Origin of the sequence: Gluconobacter frateurii (assembly GCF_002723955.1) — a bacterium.
In the GTDB taxonomy this organism is placed as follows: Bacteria; Pseudomonadota; Alphaproteobacteria; order Acetobacterales; family Acetobacteraceae; genus Gluconobacter; species Gluconobacter frateurii.
In genome coordinates, this window is sequence record NZ_BEWN01000003.1 from 23,486 (window position 1) to 41,069 (window position 17,584).

Annotated in this window: 16 protein-coding genes; 3 read left to right on the forward strand and 13 right to left on the reverse strand. The window is 57.7% G+C overall.

The window, feature by feature from the left end; translation table 11 throughout:
* Positions 1 to 8: 8 nt before the first annotated feature.
* Positions 9 to 1,340 carry an adenylosuccinate lyase gene (gene purB, locus GFR01_RS08895; RefSeq protein ID WP_063903633.1) on the reverse strand — a complete coding sequence of 444 codons (1,332 nt, stop codon included), beginning with the start codon at positions 1,338 to 1,340 and terminating at the stop codon, positions 9 to 11.
* Positions 1,341 to 1,429: 89 nt separating this feature from the next.
* Between purB and GFR01_RS08900 the strand changes: the two genes are divergently transcribed.
* The 3 genes from GFR01_RS08900 to GFR01_RS08910 are packed head-to-tail and all read left to right on the forward strand — an operon-like array spanning position 1,430 to position 4,362.
* Positions 1,430 to 2,032 carry a YjbE family putative metal transport protein gene (locus tag GFR01_RS08900; RefSeq protein WP_099182166.1) on the forward strand — a complete coding sequence of 201 codons (603 nt, stop codon included), beginning with the start codon at positions 1,430 to 1,432 and terminating at the stop codon, positions 2,030 to 2,032.
* Entirely contained in the window at positions 2,013 to 3,890 is a 1,878-nt protein-coding gene (locus GFR01_RS08905) for a lytic transglycosylase domain-containing protein (protein ID WP_099182167.1), read from the forward strand. Before GFR01_RS08900 ends, GFR01_RS08905 begins: the two co-directional genes overlap by 20 nt.
* Positions 3,877 to 4,362: a CinA family protein gene (locus GFR01_RS08910; RefSeq protein ID WP_099182168.1), complete on the forward strand. Its 486-nt coding sequence runs from the start codon at positions 3,877 to 3,879 to the stop codon at positions 4,360 to 4,362. Before GFR01_RS08905 ends, GFR01_RS08910 begins: the two co-directional genes overlap by 14 nt.
* Positions 4,363 to 4,422: 60 nt before the next feature.
* On the opposite strand, the gene GFR01_RS08915 is transcribed toward GFR01_RS08910, so the two are convergent.
* The 12 genes from GFR01_RS08915 to GFR01_RS08970 form a co-directional block, all read right to left on the reverse strand.
* Positions 4,423 to 4,746, reverse strand: a complete 324-nt coding sequence (locus GFR01_RS08915; protein WP_099182169.1) for a hypothetical protein — start codon at positions 4,744 to 4,746, stop codon at positions 4,423 to 4,425.
* Positions 4,747 to 4,839: 93 nt separating this feature from the next.
* Positions 4,840 to 5,310 (reverse strand): type II toxin-antitoxin system RatA family toxin, encoded by a 471-nt coding sequence (locus GFR01_RS08920; RefSeq protein ID WP_099182170.1) that lies wholly within the window; start codon positions 5,308 to 5,310, stop codon positions 4,840 to 4,842.
* Positions 5,310 to 6,278, reverse strand: coding sequence for a lipoyl synthase (gene lipA, locus GFR01_RS08925; RefSeq protein ID WP_063903639.1), 969 nt, complete (start codon positions 6,276 to 6,278; stop codon positions 5,310 to 5,312). Before lipA ends, GFR01_RS08920 begins: the two co-directional genes overlap by 1 nt.
* A 5-nt stretch (positions 6,279 to 6,283) precedes the next feature.
* Positions 6,284 to 7,690, reverse strand: a complete 1,407-nt coding sequence (lpdA, locus tag GFR01_RS08930) for a dihydrolipoyl dehydrogenase (protein WP_099182171.1) — start codon at positions 7,688 to 7,690, stop codon at positions 6,284 to 6,286.
* A 3-nt stretch (positions 7,691 to 7,693) separates the two neighbouring features.
* A complete protein-coding gene (locus GFR01_RS08935; RefSeq protein ID WP_099182172.1) occupies positions 7,694 to 8,923 on the reverse strand; it encodes a pyruvate dehydrogenase complex dihydrolipoamide acetyltransferase in 1,230 nt (409 codons plus the stop codon).
* A gap of 6 nt (positions 8,924 to 8,929) precedes the next feature.
* On the reverse strand, positions 8,930 to 10,297 hold the full coding sequence (locus GFR01_RS08940; RefSeq protein ID WP_099182173.1) for a pyruvate dehydrogenase complex E1 component subunit beta: 1,368 nt from the start codon (positions 10,295 to 10,297) through the stop codon (positions 8,930 to 8,932).
* A 5-nt stretch (positions 10,298 to 10,302) separates the two neighbouring features.
* The gene (gene pdhA / locus GFR01_RS08945; protein ID WP_063903643.1) at positions 10,303 to 11,307 is read right to left on the reverse strand and encodes a pyruvate dehydrogenase (acetyl-transferring) E1 component subunit alpha; all 1,005 of its coding nucleotides are present in this window, start codon (positions 11,305 to 11,307) and stop codon (positions 10,303 to 10,305) included.
* Positions 11,308 to 11,477: 170 nt separating this feature from the next.
* Positions 11,478 to 12,401 carry an indole-3-glycerol phosphate synthase TrpC gene (trpC, locus tag GFR01_RS08950; RefSeq protein ID WP_034880261.1) on the reverse strand — a complete coding sequence of 308 codons (924 nt, stop codon included), beginning with the start codon at positions 12,399 to 12,401 and terminating at the stop codon, positions 11,478 to 11,480.
* Positions 12,398 to 13,489 (reverse strand): anthranilate phosphoribosyltransferase, encoded by a 1,092-nt coding sequence (gene trpD, locus GFR01_RS08955; protein ID WP_099182174.1) that lies wholly within the window; start codon positions 13,487 to 13,489, stop codon positions 12,398 to 12,400. The genes trpC and trpD overlap by 4 nt, the downstream gene beginning before the upstream one ends.
* Complete coding sequence (locus tag GFR01_RS08960) at positions 13,486 to 14,082, reverse strand: anthranilate synthase component II (RefSeq protein WP_099182175.1); 597 nt, start codon at positions 14,080 to 14,082, stop codon at positions 13,486 to 13,488. Before GFR01_RS08960 ends, trpD begins: the two co-directional genes overlap by 4 nt.
* Positions 14,083 to 14,130: 48 nt before the next feature.
* Positions 14,131 to 15,543 carry an anthranilate synthase component I gene (trpE, locus tag GFR01_RS08965; RefSeq protein ID WP_099182176.1) on the reverse strand — a complete coding sequence of 471 codons (1,413 nt, stop codon included), beginning with the start codon at positions 15,541 to 15,543 and terminating at the stop codon, positions 14,131 to 14,133.
* Positions 15,543 to 17,480, reverse strand: coding sequence for a peptidylprolyl isomerase (locus tag GFR01_RS08970; RefSeq protein WP_099182177.1), 1,938 nt, complete (start codon positions 17,478 to 17,480; stop codon positions 15,543 to 15,545). Before GFR01_RS08970 ends, trpE begins: the two co-directional genes overlap by 1 nt.
* Positions 17,481 to 17,584: the final 104 nt, after the last annotated feature.

Below are 17,584 nucleotides of genomic sequence, written 5' to 3' on the forward strand. Positions count from 1 at the left end.
TGTCCAGATTAGCCGAAAACGCGGCTGTAGATACGATCAATCTGCTTGAGATGCTGCGCCGGATCGAAAGCGCGATCCAGAACCTCGGCACTCACACGGCCTGACACTTCCGGGTCGGCCTCCAGATTTTCGCGGAACGTGCGGAAGCCCGGCTTACCCAGCTTCGTCCATGTCTCCATGGCGTTGCGCTGCACGATCCGGTAGGCGTCTTCACGGGAAATACCGGCACGGGCCAGAACCAGCAGAACTTCGCCGGAATGCACCACGCCACCGAGGCTTTCCATGTTGGCAATCATCTGATCCGGATAGATCACCAGCTTTTCCATCATGCCAGCCAGACGGATCAGTGCGAAATCAAGCCCGATTGTCCCATCCGGGCAGATGTTTCGCTCTACGGAAGAATGGCTGATGTCCCGCTCGTGCCACAGCGCCACGTTCTCGAGAGCCGGAACGACGTGCGAGCGGATCAGACGGGCAAGGCCGGTCAGGTTTTCGGAAAGAACCGGATTCCGCTTGTGCGGCATCGCGGAGCTGCCCTTCTGCCCCTTGTGGAAGAACTCTTCCGCTTCCCGGACTTCGGAGCGCTGGAGGTGGCGCACTTCAACGGCCAGGCGCTCAATGCCACTCGCAATGACGCCGAGCGTACAGAAGAAAGCAGCGTGGCGGTCACGCGGGATGACCTGCGTAGAGACGCTTTCTGCAACAAGACCGAGCTTGTCGGCGACATACTCTTCAACAGCCGGGTCGATATGCGCATAGGTGCCAACTGCACCGGAAATGGCGCAGACGGCGATTTCCTTGCGCGCCTGCAGCAGACGCTCTTTGTTACGGGCGAATTCAGCGTAATGACCAGCCAATTTCAGGCCGAAGCTCGTCGGCTCGGCATGGATGGCGTGGCTGCGGCCGATCGTGACGGTCAGCTTGTGCTCATAGGCGCGTGTCTTGAGCGCTTCCAGAACGCGATCCAGATCTTCAAGGAGAAGATCGGCAGCCTGCGTCATCTGAACGGACAGGCAGGTGTCCAGCACGTCGGAAGACGTCATGCCGAGATGCACGAAGCGGCTATCCGGACCGACTTTTTCTGCAAGCCAGGTCAGGAACGCAATGACGTCATGGCGCGTTTCCGCTTCGATCTCGTCAATCCGGGCAAGATCAGCGTCAGAGAACGCAGCCATGGCGGCGTCTCCCTTTTCGCGGATGGTTTTGGCTGATTCGGCAGGCATGGCGCCCTGCTGGGCCATGGCTTCACAGGCCAGAGCTTCGATTTCGAACCAGATCCGGTAGCGATTGGCGGGCGACCAGATTGCGGTCATCTGGGGGCGGCTGTAACGCGGAACCATGAGAACTCCGGGAGCGAGTGGGGCTTTACGGAGGCTGCTTAGACCAAATACGAAGAGATTGCACGGACCCCTTTTGGAAGAATGACCCTTTGACGCCTGATACTCTTACGCATGCCCTGATCGCTCTTGCGCAGGTCACGCTCATCGACATCACCCTGGCTGGAGACAATGCGGTTGTCATTGGCATGGCAGTCCGTAGTCTTCAGGGGCGACAGAGGCGTCTGGCCATTCTCATTGGTACGGCCTTTGCAGCACTGCTGCGTATCGCTCTGGCCCTTGTCGCAGCCCGCCTTCTTGCAATTGTGGGACTGACACTCGCCGGTGGCTGTCTTCTTTTGTGGGTGTGCTGGAAGATGTACCGCGAATTGCGCCATAGCGATGGGGAGGCCGAGGTTGATGCCCCATCCCGGCTTGGTCCTGCCATTCTTAAGATTGTCATTGCCGATCTCTCCATGAGCCTCGACAATGTTCTGGCCGTCGCCGGGGCGGCAGTCGGTCATCCATGGATTCTTGTTGGCGGCCTGGCTTTTTCTGTGCTGCTGATGGGGGTCGCAGCGTCTTTCATTGCGGGGCTTCTCGCCCGTTACCGCTGGATCGCCTGGTGTGGTCTGCTTGTTGTACTGGCCGTGGCAATCGAACTCATTATCCGCGGCGGAGGAGAAATCTTGCATCATGTTGTGCTGCCGAGCTAAGCGCCCTGTTCTTCTAGCTGCTGCCCTGTGTCTGGGGGCAGCCGCGCCTCCTCCGAATACTACGCCCCCTGTCCGGGACAGGCTCGTCCAGTGGCTGCAACTGGTAACGCCCGGTGCAGGAAATCTTCCTGCCGAAACCTACGAATCCTTTCTGGTCCAGGCGCCTGTATGGCCGCAGCGGGCAAAAATCATGTGGCGGTATCAAACCGCCCTCTCCCACACGTCTGATCCGGCAACACTTGACCAGCTCTGTCCGACGGTGCCGCTGACGATGGTTTCAGCCTTTCTTGCCTGTTCTGACCATCTGCCCGATGGGGCTACGCTGGCTCGCAATCTCTGGGTTTCAGGGGCTGGCAATGCTCAGGAAGAGGCGACGTTACTGGGACTGTACGGCGCGGCCTTCACGCCAAGTGACCAGTGGCGTCGATATGAGCGCCTTGAAAGCTCGGGCCAGATTGCGGCAGCAAGTCGCCAGATTGATCGCCTGCCTGTTGATCGTCAGGCCCTCGCAGAAGCCCGTATCGCTGAGCGTGCGGCATCGCCAGACGCGGATACGGCTTTTAATGCTCTCTCATCTGCAGAGCGGTCCGACCCCACACTGATACGCTATCGCCTGAAAGCATTGCGTCGTGGCAATCGTCTGGATGAGGCCCTGGCTCTCTGGACCTCCGCGGGTTACGCCCTTCAGGCGACCGCCCCATCGCATGACTGGTCCAGCGAAAGGGGCAGTTTGGCACGGGCCTTTCTTCTCGCAGGGCGGACTCAAGACGCTTATGCGCTAGCACAGGACATGACGCTTCCTCTGACCGAAATTGATCGTCAGGAGGCGCAAAACCTTTCTGGTTTCATCGCGCTGCGTTTGCTTGATCAACCCCGACAAGCCGAGCAGTTCTTCCTTCCGCTACAACAGGCGACATCCCTCGCCATGCAGGCGCGCGGCTGGTACTGGGTCGGGCGTTGCCGGCAGACTGCGGGAGATTCCGAAGGCGCACAGGCGGCCTTCCAACAGGCAACACGCTTTCCTACGACATTTCACGGTCAGCTTGCTCAGGCATCGCTGACCGGAGAAAAGTCCTTTCTCGTCGCAGGCGCGTCTTCGCCAGATTTTGATCACGCTCTCCAGCAGGAGTTGCAGGCGCTTCCGTCTCTTTCCGCCGGTGCGTTACAACGTCAGGATCTGGTTGAGGCCGCCACGGAGCTGGCTCAATCAGGTGATCTGGAGCATGCGAAAGACTTTCTCCTTCTGCTTCAGATCGCCAATCCTTCCCCGGAAGGCCAGAAAGCCGTCGCTGATCTGGGCCGACGCCTGAATGTTCCTGCTGCTGAAGTTTTCGCGGCGCATGCTTTGTCCCGAAAAGGCGTGGCGCTTTATCCGCAGGGTTTTCCGGATCCCTGGCCTGAGGCTTCCACCGTGCCAGAAGGTCTTTTACCGGCTGTTATCCGGCAGGAAAGTGGATTTGATCCAGCAGCGATCAGCAGTGCGCACGCCATCGGGCTATTACAGATTCTTCCCGCAGCCGCAAAGGATGTTATCCGTCGCGCACATATGGGCAGCCTGAACGTCTCTGCCGCTGCCCTGCTTGATCCGCATACTAATCTGATTGTCGGCAATGCGTATGTGTCGCAGCTTTTGACACGATTTGAGAATACGATTCCCTATGCATTGGCTGCTTATAATGCGGGACCACATAGAGTGGATCTCTGGCTCCAGGCAAATCCACCCGCAAGCCCCATGACGGAAGATGGACTTCTGGACTGGATCGAACGTCTGCCCTACCGGGAGACACGCATGTATATTGAGAATATTGAAGCCAATATGATGGTTTATCGCGTGAGTGCTACCAATGTCAGAAACTGATCTTCGCACCCTGTCGGAGAATGTGCTGAAGCATCTCTCTGATCGAAACATGCGTCTCATCACGGTTGAAAGCTGCACCGGGGGGATGATCTGTGCCGCCCTGACAGGCATCCCGGGCTCGTCAAGTGTGATTGAAGGTGGTCTTGTCACATATTCCAATGCCTTGAAGTCGAGTGCTGCAGGCGTTCCTGAAAGCATTCTGGCGCGTTACGGAGCTGTCAGTGAAGAAACTGCGCGAGCCATGGCTGAAGGGGCGTTATGTCATGCGGCAGATGCAACAGTCGCCATATCTGTGACAGGGATCGCTGGCCCCGATGGCGGCACGACTGGCAAGCCCGTTGGTACAATCTGCTTTGGAATCTCAGTATTCCAAGGGATGAGCCATACGGAGCGACATATATTTTCAGGCGATCGGGCGGATGTGCGGAATGCAACAGTTCGGCACGCGCTCGAGATGCTTCTGAAAATCTGACATAAAAAAAGCCCCTGCCAATTTAGCAGGGGCTTTTTTATCGGCGAAGAGCCTAAAAGCTTATTGCCCGTCGTTCGGGGCCGTCGCTGGCATTGTGGATGCAGGCGGTGCTGGCGGAACAGGGGCCGTCGGCACGACAGCAGACGTTGGCGCGGTTGCAACCGGCATTGGCGCTTGTGGAGCCTGTGCCTGAACCGGGGTCTGGGCCTGCTGAAGAGAGCGGGCGTTCAGAGCATCCGTAGCGGAGGCTTCATCAGACTTCTGAGCATGCTCACCAGACTTTTTGTGATGGTGATGATGGCCGTGCTGTTCGGCCGCCAGAGCAGGAGATGCAGCAGCGATCAGAGCCGAGAGGGCAAATGCGCCGAAGGAAAGCTTCTTCATTGCGTAATCCTTTCATGACACCATTCGGTGGTTGGGCCTGAAACGGTCCGTACGCCGAATGGTTCATAACATATTACGAATTTTATCTTTTGCTCAGGACAGTCCAGGCTGTGGCGCACGGCTCTGGGCAGTCTGCACGCCATAGGTGTCACGAGCCCGCTTGATGAACGCAGACACCATCAGACGAACACCCTCGTTGAACACCACGCCCATGGCATTTTGCAGCAAACGGGAGCGAAATTCGAAATCCACGAAGAAGTCCACAAGGCAGCCTCGTGGGTCCGGCGTGAATGTCCAGACGTTATTCAGGTACCGGAAAGGCCCCTTCTCATAGCGCACCCGAATGCGCGATGGCCGCTCGAGTGTAACGCGGCTGGTGAACGTCTCGCGAAAAGGCCCGAACCCGATGGTCAGATCTGCCACAAGTTCCTGCTCTGTCTGTGACTTGATGGTCGCTTTGACGCACCATGGCAGGAACTGCGGATATTTCTCTACATCTGCCACCAGATCAAAAAGCTGTTCCGGCGTATAGGCGATCAACCGTTGCTCGGCATGTGTCGGCATCAGAGACTTTCTTTCAGACGGCTGTTCCGCGCGGCCTGGAGCTTCGCGAAATCGCTGTCCGCATGATAGGAGGATCGTGTCAGAGGGCTTGCGCTGACCTGAAGAAATCCTTTTGAACGGGCAGCACCAGCATAGCCGTCAAACTCTTCCGGGGTAACAAACTTTTCGACAGCCGCATGCTTCACGCTCGGCTGAAGATACTGTCCCAGCGTTAGGAAATCCACGTCGGCAACCCTGAAATCATCCATGACCTGCCATACTTCCATCTTCTCTTCACCCAGGCCAAGCATAAGGCCAGACTTGGTGAAAATGGATGGATCGAGCCTCTTCACACCGTCCAGCAGGCGCAATGATTGGTAGTATCGCGCACCCGGCCGGATTGTGGGATAGAGACGTGGTACAGTCTCGATATTGTGATTGAAAACGTCTGGCCGTGCTTCCACTACGATCTCAAGTGCCCCCGGTTTTCGAAGAAAATCAGGTGTCAGGATCTCAATAGTCGTTTCCGGAGAAGCTGATCGTATGGCCTGAATGACCCGCGCGAAATGATGTGCGCCGCCATCCGCAAGGTCATCACGGTCAACCGACGTGATGACAACGTGCTTGAGGCCCAGCTTTGCTACAGCTTCCGCCACCCGACGCGGTTCGTCCGTGTCCAGTGCTTTTGGAAGCCCCGTCGTCACGTTGCAAAAGGAGCAGGCCCGCGTGCAGATTTCCCCCATGATCATCATGGTCGCGTGACGTTGGGACCAGCACTCCCCGATATTCGGACAGGCTGCTTCCTCACAGACCGTGACCAGATTAGCCTCCCGCATCAGCGCCCGTGTCTCGTGATACACGGGATGATTGGGCGCCTTTACCCGAATCCAGGACGGCTTACGCTGGATCGGGTTATCGGGACGATGTGCCTTCTCCGGATGGCGGAGAGCGGACATCTCACGGTGATCTATGGTGATGCGCTGGGACATGGTGCTCAGATATGGAGCGGCCCGTCGAAGGCCGCCAGAGTGGCTTCGTGCATCGTCTCAGAAATTGTCGGATGCGGGAAAACCGTCTCGATCAGTTCTGCTTCCGTCAGTTCGCCTGTCCGGGCAATGACGTAGCCCTGAATCATTTCCGTGACTTCCGCACCGATCATGTGAGCGCCCAGAAGCTCCCCGGTTGTGGCATCAAACACGGTCTTGACCATGCCTTCCGTCTCACCCATCGCAACGGCCTTGCCATTCGCCATGAACGGGAAGCGGCCAACACGAACTTTGTGACCGGATGCGATGGCTTTCTCTTCACTTAGACCGACCGAAGCGATCTGAGGACGGGAATAGGTGCAGCCCGGAATGTTCAGCGCATGCAGAGGCTGTGGGGAACGACCGGCAATCTTCTCGACGCAGAGAATACCTTCATGGCTTGCCTTGTGAGCGAGCCATGGAGCGCCCGCAACGTCACCGATGGCATAGATGCCCGGCTCTGCCGTGCGGCAGAAGCCGTCCGTGATGATATGAGTGCGATCGACCTGAACCTTGGTTCCCTCGAGGCCCAGATCTTCAACGTTTCCAACAATTCCAACGGCGCAGATCACGCGATCCACGGTCAGATCAATTGTGCCGGATGCGCTTTCAATGGTGGTGGAAACCTCGTTCTCGCCCTTCTGAAGCGGACCAACCTTTGCTCCGGTGATGATCTTCATCCCCTGCTTCTCAAAGGCCTTGCGAGCGGCGGCGCTGATCTCGGGATCTTCGGCAATCAGAATTCGGTCCGCAACTTCCGCAATGGTCACTTCGCTGCCCATATTGCGATAGAAGGACGCAAATTCGATACCAATGGCACCAGAGCCGATGACCAGCAAACGCTTCGGCAGTTCAGCCGGGGTCATGGCTTCACGCGCGCCCCAGATCAGCTTGCCATCTGTCTCCAGACCCGGAAGCTGACGGCCGCGTGCACCAGTCGCCAGAATAACGTTGGGCGACTTGATGACCGCAACCTCGGCACCATCCTTGGTGATGGAAACCTTGTGCGCTTCCCCTGCCCGGCCAGCCAGTTTGGCACGACCGTCAAAGGTCGTAACTTTGGCCTTCTTGAGCAGATGAGCAATGCCACCCCCCATACGGCGTGCAATTCCGCGGGATCGCGCAACAATCTTGGGCAGATCAAAGGACACATTTTCGGCCGAGAAGCCGAAGGTCCCCAGATCATGTAGGAGGTGATGAATCTCGGAAGACCGCAGGAGCGCCTTGGTTGGAATACAGCCCCAGTTGAGGCAGACACCGCCAAAATGCGTGCTCTCCACGATGGCAACGCTCATCCCGAGCTGGCTGGCTCGGAGTGCTGCAACGTAACCGCCAGGACCGCCACCAACAACGATCAGATCGAAAGTATCGGACATGGATCAGACCACCAGAGTGTAAGGGTTCTGTACGATGTCGCGCAGGGCGTTCAGCCACTGTGCGCCAAGCGCGCCATCAACGGCACGATGGTCAACAGAAAGTGTCGCCGTCATGACGGTTGCAATCGCAAGCTGGTCTCCCCGAACCACGGCACGTTTCTCACCTGATGCAATGGCCAGGATGCCAGCCTGCGGAGGATTGATAATCGCAGCAAAATCGCGGACTCCAAACATCCCCATATTCGAGATGGAGAACGTCCCGCCCTGGAATTCTTCCGGCTTAAGCTTGCCTGCACGGGCGCGCTTCGCCAGATCTTTGGCTTCACGGCTGATCTCGCGCAGGGACTTCAGGTCCGCATTCCGGATGATTGGCGTGATGAGGCCTTCCGGAATGGAGACGGCCATCGAGATGTCCACATTCTCGAAATGCAGTGTCTCCGCATCAGTAAACTGCACATTGAGACCGGGCTGCTTCTTCAGCGCGAGACCGACCGCCTTGATCATCATATCGTTGACGGAGATCTTGAAGCTGTTGTCCTCAGCCGTCGCGTTCAGTTTCGAACGAAGGGCCAGCAGGGCATCAAGTTCGATGTCCACGGATACATAGAAGTGCGGAACCTGAGTCTTTGATTCCGTCAGGCGCCTCGCAATAACCTTCCGCATCGTGGAGTTCGGAACACGCTTTACATCGCCCTCAATAGCAACGGCGGTCGCGGGAGCGGCTTTCGGCGCGACTGGTGCAGCGTTTCCGCTCTTCTCCACATCCCGCTTCAAGATTCGTCCGTTCGGGCCGGTTCCGTTTAGGGATCCAAGAGCAATTCCGCGGTCTTTAGCCATGCGCTTTGCCAGCGGAGAGACGAAAATACGCTCGCTACTCTCCTCTCTCGACGCGGCTTTGGCGCTTGCCGGAGGTGTACTTGCAGCAACAGGCTCAGCGGCCGGAGCAACAATAGCAGGTGTTTGGCCGGAAGATGCAGCAGGGACATCTTCGCCTTCCTCAACCAGAACGGCGATAGGGGTGTTGACTGCAACGCCCTCTATACCTTCCTGAACAAGAATGCGGCCAAGAATACCCTCGTCCACGGCCTCGACTTCCATCGTGGCCTTGTCGGTTTCGATTTCAGCGATCACATCGCCGGCTGAAACCTTATCGCCCTCATTCTTGAGCCAGCGGGCCAGTTTGCCTTCAGTCATTGTCGGCGACAGGGCCGGCATCAGGATATCAGTTGCCATTGTCGGTCAGTCCCCGAACTGCTTGCGGACTGCTTCCACAACCCATTCAGGTTTTGGAAGTGCCAGTTTTTCAAGATTGGATGCGTAAGGCAGCGGCAGGTCAAGACCGCAGACGCGTGCTGGGGGGGCATCGAGCCAGTCAAACGCCTGCTCAACGGCAACCGTGCAGATTTCCGCACCTATACCTGCAACCGGCCAGCCTTCCTCCACGGAAACAATCCGGTTCGTCTTCTTGACGCTCTTGATGATGGTCTCGGTGTCTAACGGACGTATAGTGCGCAGGTTGATGACCTCTGCGTCGATACCTTGTTCGGCCAACTTGGCAGCCGCGTCCAGCGCTACGCCCACCATGATGGAGAACGCCACCAGCGTCACATCCTTGCCTTCCCGTTCGATCTTGGCTTTCCCGATCGGCAGGATGAAATCTTCATCCGTGGGGCATGGGAATTTCTGGCCGTACAGGATCTCGTTTTCCAGCACCACAACCGGGTTCGGATCACGAATAGCCGCGCGCAACAGACCCTTCGCATCAGCAGCAGACCACGGAGCGACAACTTTCAGGCCTGGAATGTGAGCATACCAGCTCGCAAAGCACTGGGAGTGCTGAGCGCCGACGCGTGCCGCCGCACCATTCGGGCCACGGAAGACAATTGGACAACCCATCTGACCGCCCGACATGTAAAGCGTCTTGGCTGCGGAATTAATAATATGATCAATGGCTTGAAGAGAGAAGTTCATAGTCATGAACTCAACGATCGGCTTCAGTCCCGTCAGGGCCGCACCGACTGCCATGCCGGTAAAACCATGCTCGGTGATCGGCATATCGATGACGCGCTTTTCACCAAACTCATCCAGCAGACCCTGGCTGATCTTGTACGCACCCTGATACTGGGCAACTTCTTCACCCATCAGGAACACATCTTCATCGCGACGAAGTTCGGCAGCCATTGCATCGCGCAGAGCTTCACGGACGGTGATGTTCTTCGTCTCGCCCCAGTCTTTTTCTTCTTCCGCCTGCTTGATGGCGGGAGCCTCAACAATGGCAGGAGCGGACGGTGTTTCAATCGCGACTGTCACACCTGCAGCCGGATCAGCTGAGCGTGTCACGCTCTCTGCGGCTGCGGCATCCTCACCCTCTTCAAGCAGAACGGCGATCGGTGTGTTCACGGCGACGTTTTCGCTGCCTTCAGGGACCAGAACTTTGCCAAACACGCCGTCTTCGACAGCCTCGACTTCCATCGTGGCCTTGTCGGTCTCGATTTCGGCGATTACATCGCCGGACTTCACGGCCTCACCCGGCTGTCGGAGCCAGCGTGCAATCGTACCTTCGGTCATGGTCGGCGACAGGGCCGGCATCAGAATCAGAGATGCCATGGAACTCAGGCCTCCACCAGAATGTCAGTCCAGAGTTCGGATTCATCCGGCTCCGGGCAAGTCTGTGCAAATTCGACAGCGTCCGCCACAACGGCTTTCACGTCAGTTTCGATGTCCTTGAAGACCTCTTCGCCAATGCCGTTACGCAGCATTTCGGCTTTCAGGTTCTCAATTGGATCGCGCGTGCGACGCATTTCCTCGACTTCAGTCCGCTGACGGTACTTGGCCGGATCGGACATGGAGTGCCCGCGATAGCGATAGGTTTCCATTTCCAGTAGGAACGGTCCCTTACCTGCGCGGCAATGCTCCATCGCTTCCTGTGCGGCCTGATGCACAGCGAAGACATCCATGCCGTCAACCTTACGGCTCGGAATACCCCATGGCTCTGCATTGCGAGACAGATCCCGGGATGCAGACGCACGCTCAATGGACGTGCCCATGCCGTAGCGGTTATTTTCGATCACATAGATGCAGGGAAGCTTGTGAAGAGCGGCTAGATTGAAGCTCTCGTAGACCTGTCCCTGTGCAGAAGCACCTTCGCCAAAATAGACGATCGAGACTTCGTCTGTGCCGCGATAATGGTTGGCAAAGGCCAGACCTGTACCAAGCGCAACCTGCGCGCCAACGATACCATGGCCACCGTAGAACTCCTTTTCACGGGAGAACATGTGCATTGAGCCGCCCTTACCGCGGGAATAGCCACCGGAGCGTCCCGTCAGTTCAGCCATGACACCACGGGCGGTCATGCCGGCTACCAGCATCTGACCATGATCACGGTATGACGTGATGGACTTGTCACCCTGCTTCATGTTCAGGCCGATGCCGACCACAACGGCTTCCTGCCCGATATAAAGATGGCAGAAGCCTCCGATGAGCCCCATTCCGTAGAGCTGCCCAGCCTTTTCCTCAAAACGTCGGACCAGCAGCATGTCCTTGTAGGCACGCTTCATTGTCTCCGGCGAAAGGGCCGGACCGTTGCTCCGGTTGGAAGCGGACGTTGTCTCGTCCATGGCGGTCTCCTGGAAATGCACAAATCTGGGGAAGCTCTTACCGATACTTGGCCTGGAAGGCCAGAGTGACCCCAGTTACATCTCCGAAAGGAAAAGCAGGGTCCGGAAGCTTGATGGAACCGACCTGTTGAAGGGATCCGCGAATGCGACACCTTCAACAGGACCGGATGTCAGGTAAAGCCAAGAAGGCGACGGGCAGCTGCCCCCGGATCATCTTCACGGAGAAGGCTTTCGCCAACAAGTACGGCGCTGGCACCCACCTCTCCAACCTTGAGGAGATCGTCCTGCGTCTTGATGCCGCTTTCAGAGACAACCAGACGATCGGGTGGCACCATGGGGGCCAGATCTAGGGTCGTCTGGATGTCTGTCTTGAGCGTGCGGAGATTACGGTTGTTGATACCGATCAGGGACGTATCAAGAGCCAGCGCACGGTTCAGTTCATCTGCGTCGTGCACTTCCACCAGAACGTCCATATCCAGACCACGGGCAATGCCGATCAGTTCAGATGCTTGCGTTTCCGTCAGGGCCGCCATGATGAGCAGGATACAGTCCGCGCCAATCAGGCGGCTTTCATGAACCTGCCAGGGGTCAAGAATGAAATCCTTACGGAGGATTGGAAGGCTGCATGCTTCACGAACAGCACGAATATCGTCCGTGCTGCCATGGAAGCACGATCCTTCTGTCAAAACGGACAGGCAGGTCGCACCCGCTGCCTGATAGGCCTGTGCAATACCAACGGGATCGTATGTCGGGCGAAGAACGCCAGCTGAAGGAGAGGCTTTCTTGATCTCGGCAATCAATCCAACCTGTCGGTCGGCCGTCAGATGCTGGAGAGCCTGTCCGAAACCGCGTGTTGGCGTCGTAACTTCACGTGCTCGGAGCGTAATGTCTTTGAGGGACATGATCTGGGATCGCTGCTCCACGTCCACACGGGTACGCGCACAGATACGGGCCAGAACATCGCTCCGGTCCGTTGTTTCGACCGAAGGGTCCTTGATGGGTGGCGTGGTCGTTTCCGGCACTTCCGGGTCAGGAAACTGCTCTACCCCTTCAGGTGCATAGGTCATCGCTGGTCGCTGATGCATGAAGGTCATGATAGTCCTGCATTTGTCTCTGTAAGGGAGGCCATGGCATTGCGTGCCCGCGTCAGGGCTGTGCGTGCGTGCCCATCGTCGATGGAACGGGCTGCCATTGCCATATTGTTACGGAACGCCTGAGCGTCAATCGTGCCACTATGCACAACATTTCCGCGTCCAGCCACATGAAGCGCAGCTGCGGCATTCAAAAGAACGGTATCACGGTAAGGTCCGCGCTCCCCATCAAGAAGCGCGGTGAGAGCTCTCGCGTTCGCATCCGAGTCTCCGCCACGGATGGCAGAGATGGGAGCTGACGCAATGCCTGCCATATCGGGGTCGAAGGTTAGTCGGCTGATCGTTCCATTTTCAAGGCTCACGATTTCAGCGGGACCCGCAAGTGTCAGTTCATCACTGCCGCCCTCATCTGTCGTGCCATGCACAGCCCAGACATGCGTGCTGCCGAGGCTGTCGAGAGTTCGAACGACCGGTTCACACCAAAGAGCGTCAAAAACACCAATAAGCTGACGTTTTACCTCAGCAGGATTGCAGAGAGGTCCAAGCAGATTGAATAGTGTTCGAAATCCTAGCGCCTTCCGGACCGGAGCCGCATGACGCATGGCTGGATGATGGAATGGTGCGGCAAGGAACGCCAGGTGGTTCTTCCGTAACTGGGTACTTTGAAAAGCCGGATCGTCGATCGGCGGAATTCCAAGCGTTTCCAGAACATCCGTCGCGCCCGACCGGGACGAAAGCGCGCGATTGCCATGTTTGGCGACCGGAACCCCCAGCCCTGCCAGAACGAAAGCAACGGCGGTCGAGACATTAAGCGTGCCAAGGCCGTCCCCGCCCGTTCCACAGACGTCCAGCGTATCGACTGGAACATCTGGCAAAACCGTCATATAGCGACGGACGGCCTGCACTGCTCCCGTCAATTCATCAGCAGCTTCACCGCGCATCTTGAGCGCCGTGAGGAAGGCTGCGAGTTGAGCAGGCTCCACGTCTCCCGCCATGATTGCCGAAAATGCTTTTTCAGCATCACCGGCAGTCAGAGTGGCACCATCAGCAACACGGCGTAGAATAGCCGGAAAATCAGCTGCTGCCGTCATGCCGCCTCTACGGCTTTATGTGGAATACCGGCGATCGTTAGGAAATTCGCGAGCAACTCGCGGCCCGCTGTAGAAGCAATGCTCTCCGGGTGGAACTGAACGCCATGCACATCGTGGTCCCGGTGGCGGACGCCCATGATGATACCATCCTTCGTGGACGCATTGACGATCAGTTCTGGCGGAATGCTCGCAGGTTCCAGCGTCAGGCTATGATAGCGCACGACGTTCACCGGGTTGGGGAGACCCGCGAAAACGCCAGTGTCGTCATGGTCGACCGCGCTGATCTTGCCATGCATCGGAACAGGTGCGCGGACAACTTTCGCGCCAAAAACCTGTCCGATCGCCTGATGGCCGAGGCAGACACCGAAGACTGGTACTTTCCCGGCGGCTTCCTGGATCAGATCACAGCAGATCCCTGCACCATCAGGTGCGCAGGGACCAGGGGAAATCACGATGGCGGAGGGCTTGAGAGCAAGAGCCTCCTCGACACTCAGCGCATCATTGCGCCGTACGTCACATTCAACACCCAGTGCGCCCAGATGATGCACAATGTTGAAGGTGAAGCTGTCGTAGTTGTCGATGAGCAGGATCATGGCAACAGGATGGCCTTCACGTTTCGTTACGTCAAATGCAACATTGTTTCAGGATTTTGCTGCGTTGGAGACAGCGACTTCCGCAGCCCGGAAAAGTGCTCTCGCCTTTGCCTGCGTTTCCCGGAATTCCGAGTTCGGATCACTGTCCGCCACGACGCCACACCCCGCCTGAACATACATCTGACCATTTTTCAAAACGGCCATCCGAAGCCCTATGCAGGTATCCATTTCTCCATCCGCACCGAAATATCCGACGCAGCCGGAGTACGGTCCGCGGCGGGTCGGCTCCAGCTCATCAATAATTTCCATGGCACGGATTTTCGGTGCGCCCGTGAGGGTTCCGGCCGGGAATGCGGCAACAAGCGCATCCATGGCGGTTTTTCCAGCCTTGATCTGTCCCGTGACCGTCGAGGAAATATGCATGACGTGGCTGTAGCGTTCGATCACGAACTGATCGGGAACCTGCACGGTGCCCAGTTCCGAGACGCGGCCTACGTCATTCCGCCCCAGATCAATGAGCATGAGATGCTCGGCGAGTTCCTTCTGATCCGCGAGCAGTTCTTTCTCAAGCTCCAGATCATGTGCCCGGTCGTTGCCACGCGGACGGGTGCCAGCGAGGGGGCGAACCGTGACTTCTCCTGCCCGCAGACGGACGAGAATTTCCGGCGACGAGCCAACCAGTGCGTAATCTTCCAGCTCCATCAGGAACAGGAACGGCGCCGGGTTGATGCGACGCAGGCTCCGGTACAGCGCAAGCGGAGACAGCGGGAATGGTGTTGTGAAACGCTGGCTAGGCACGATCTGGAACGCATCTCCGGCCGCGATGTAATCCTGCGCGGTTCGGACATTCGCTTCGAACTGCTCCTGCGTCATATTCGATGATGGTGGAGCAAGTTCAGTGCCAGCAGGCAGAGTTTCCGTCGCATCTTCCAGAGGGGCAGCCAGTGCAGCCCGTGCCCGATCCAGCAGGGCATGAGCTTCTGCGGTCGTCATGGCACCGCGAACCGGCACAGCCAGGGTTAATTCATCACGGACCGAATCAAACACGGCAAAAAGCTGAGGACGGATCATGATGCCTTCCGGCAGATCCACATCATTAACCGGAGCGTTCGGTAGGAACTCCATCTGGCGGACCATGTCGTAGCCCAGCACCCCGAAAACACCGCCAATCATGGGCGGCATATCAACCGGAAGGTCCATCTGGCTCTGATCGATGATGTCCTTCAGCGTCTCCAGTGGTTTGCCTTGAAGCGGCGTTCCATCAAGCGTTACCTCTCCGTTCCGGCACTTCCAGACCAGATCAGGCAGAAGGGCAATCACGGAATAACGGCCCCTCGCCGCGCCGCCTTCCACGCTCTCCAGCAACATCCGGTAAGGATCATCGGAAAGACGGGACAGGCGCAGATAGGCTGAGACCGGAGTCAGAAGGTCAGCGGCTTCAATACTGTGAACAATCGGCATCACTGCGCTCCGTTAGCGGCCGCCGGGGATGTCGAGGCGACAACCTGATTGAACAGGTTCATGTTCATGTGTGAGACGGGAACGGTCTTTTCCAGCGCTGCGTCCAGAGCCATCGGAATGTCAGCCTGCAGGGACTGAACATACTGAGCGTCCAGATCGTGGCGCAGGGACTGACTATCCCCGGCATCGCCTAGCTTCTGCGCGGTTACGTTGACCAGCCAGAACGCATCCGGGCCTTCATACATGCCCGTGGTGCCGACCTTTAGGCCGAAGGCAGCCCGCAGGACGTTCTGTGGAAGGGACTGATCAGGATGAACACGGGAAACAGCAACGTCCTTGCGCAGGCTTGCTGCTTCCGGCTGGTTTTCCAGAGCCTTGGCCAGCGTGCCCATCTTGGCTTCAGTGAACAGGGCTGTGACGCGTGCATCAGCGGCATGACGCTGCTGGTCTGCGGTCCACGCCTGAACGACTTGATCGCGGACTTCCGTGAAAGGACGCAGCGTGCCAGGGTGAATTTCGTCAACGGCAACCGCAAAGGCAGAGCCGTCCGGACCGTTCACGACAACCGGTTGTGCATCCTTCTTATGGGAGAAGATGTGCTGGATGATGGACTGGCGCAGACCAGCATCGCCCGGGATCGGAGCCGGTGCGCCATCCTGAGTCAGGCCACGAGCATCAAGCGAGCCTGCGGCCGGTATAGCGCCGAGGTTGGACGGAATTTTCTCAAGCGTTGTTGAAGCTGCAATCGCGTCCTGAAACTGCGTGAGTCGAGCCTGCAGGGCCTGCGGGGCTTCCTGCTTCTGGACCTGATCGCGCAGATCGTTCTTGGCCTGCTCGAAGCTTGTCTGATGCGGTGCGACAACGGCCGTGACGTTGAACACTACCCAGCCTGCTGACGTTTTCGTCGGGCCGCTAATCTGGTTGGCTGGGGCGGCAAATGCCAGCTTAGCGAGTTCCGGGTTCGGGATGTCGCTCTGACGCACATGGGGAAGAGCGACGGCTGCGGCGTCCGGGTAGGCCTTCTGGATGGCATCCCACGCATTCGTGTTGCGCCATGCTGTCGCAGCCGCGTTGGCTTTTGCCTCGTCCTGGAAAGTCAGAACCTGAAGTGTCCGTGTTTCAGGAACGTTGTAGGTACGGGCCTGGAAATCATACAGCTTGTGCAGGACGTCATCCGGAACTTCGATCGTCTTGGCGACGCTGTCTGCCGTCATGACGACCATCTTGGCATGACGGTATTCCGTGGTGCGGAAATCCTGCGGATGGTTGTCATAATAGCGGTGAAGCTGCTCGTCTGTCGGTGCGGCAGGAACCGTACCCGCCGTGAACGGCACGCGTAGAACATCCAGAACACGCTGGTCTGCATCAAATGCAAACAGACGATCCATCAGGGACGTCGGTGCCTGTACCGATGCGCCCATGCCCTGAAGCAATCCACGGGAAATGATGTCCTCGCGAATCATCTGGATCAGACGCTTTTCAGTAATGCCGATGCGCGTCAGGCGGTCATTAAGCATCGCGCGATCGAACTGGCCAGCAGCATTGTGAAAGGCCGGGATCGCAAAAATTTCTTTCCGGATCAGGTCATCAGGTACGTTCATCCCTGCCCGCTCACCTGCAAGCTGGACTTCGTTTTGAATCACAAGATTGTGAAGAACCTGCCGGGCGATCTGCTGTTTGGTTCCATCCGGAAGGTGGGACGCATCTGCCAGACCCATCTGCTGCGCTGCGGCTGGAAGCTGGGTGGAGAGCGCCCGTGCCAGATCATCGGGTGTGATGCTGCGGCTTCCGACCTGCACGATCGTATTGGAGCTGCTGGTCCCCATATTGGAGTAAACATCCCCTACGCCCCACCCGATAAAGGCCAGGAAGATCAGGATTGCGGCGGCGCGGCCGGCCCAGGAGTCAACGAGGAGATGGCGTAGGGTGGTAATCATAGGGTCAGGACGGATCCGGATGGCGGGATGGTGCAGGCGCGGAAGGCCCGCTAAACTTGCGGCACCATAATGTCGTGAGCCGCGCTTGACCAGTAAGCGGACGG

What these genes read in the sequence shown, in the direction of transcription:
- purB (WP_063903633.1), bottom strand. Translation starts at nt 1,340, where the DNA reads ATGGTTCCGCGTTACAGCCGCCCCCAGATGACCGCAATCTGGTCGCCC.
- GFR01_RS08905 (WP_099182167.1), top strand. Translation starts at nt 2,013, where the DNA reads ATGTTGTGCTGCCGAGCTAAGCGCCCTGTTCTTCTAGCTGCTGCCCTG.
- GFR01_RS08910 (WP_099182168.1), top strand. Translation starts at nt 3,877, where the DNA reads ATGTCAGAAACTGATCTTCGCACCCTGTCGGAGAATGTGCTGAAGCAT.
- GFR01_RS08915 (WP_099182169.1), bottom strand. Translation starts at nt 4,746, where the DNA reads ATGAAGAAGCTTTCCTTCGGCGCATTTGCCCTCTCGGCTCTGATCGCT.
- GFR01_RS08920 (WP_099182170.1), bottom strand. Translation starts at nt 5,310, where the DNA reads ATGCCGACACATGCCGAGCAACGGTTGATCGCCTATACGCCGGAACAG.
- lipA (WP_063903639.1), bottom strand. Translation starts at nt 6,278, where the DNA reads ATGTCCCAGCGCATCACCATAGATCACCGTGAGATGTCCGCTCTCCGC.
- lpdA (WP_099182171.1), bottom strand. Translation starts at nt 7,690, where the DNA reads ATGTCCGATACTTTCGATCTGATCGTTGTTGGTGGCGGTCCTGGCGGT.
- GFR01_RS08935 (WP_099182172.1), bottom strand. Translation starts at nt 8,923, where the DNA reads ATGGCAACTGATATCCTGATGCCGGCCCTGTCGCCGACAATGACTGAA.
- GFR01_RS08940 (WP_099182173.1), bottom strand. Translation starts at nt 10,297, where the DNA reads ATGGCATCTCTGATTCTGATGCCGGCCCTGTCGCCGACCATGACCGAA.
- pdhA (WP_063903643.1), bottom strand. Translation starts at nt 11,307, where the DNA reads ATGGACGAGACAACGTCCGCTTCCAACCGGAGCAACGGTCCGGCCCTT.
- trpC (WP_034880261.1), bottom strand. Translation starts at nt 12,401, where the DNA reads ATGACCTTCATGCATCAGCGACCAGCGATGACCTATGCACCTGAAGGG.
- trpD (WP_099182174.1), bottom strand. Translation starts at nt 13,489, where the DNA reads ATGACGGCAGCAGCTGATTTTCCGGCTATTCTACGCCGTGTTGCTGAT.
- GFR01_RS08960 (WP_099182175.1), bottom strand. Translation starts at nt 14,082, where the DNA reads ATGATCCTGCTCATCGACAACTACGACAGCTTCACCTTCAACATTGTG.
- trpE (WP_099182176.1), bottom strand. Translation starts at nt 15,543, where the DNA reads ATGCCGATTGTTCACAGTATTGAAGCCGCTGACCTTCTGACTCCGGTC.
- GFR01_RS08970 (WP_099182177.1), bottom strand. Translation starts at nt 17,480, where the DNA reads ATGATTACCACCCTACGCCATCTCCTCGTTGACTCCTGGGCCGGCCGC.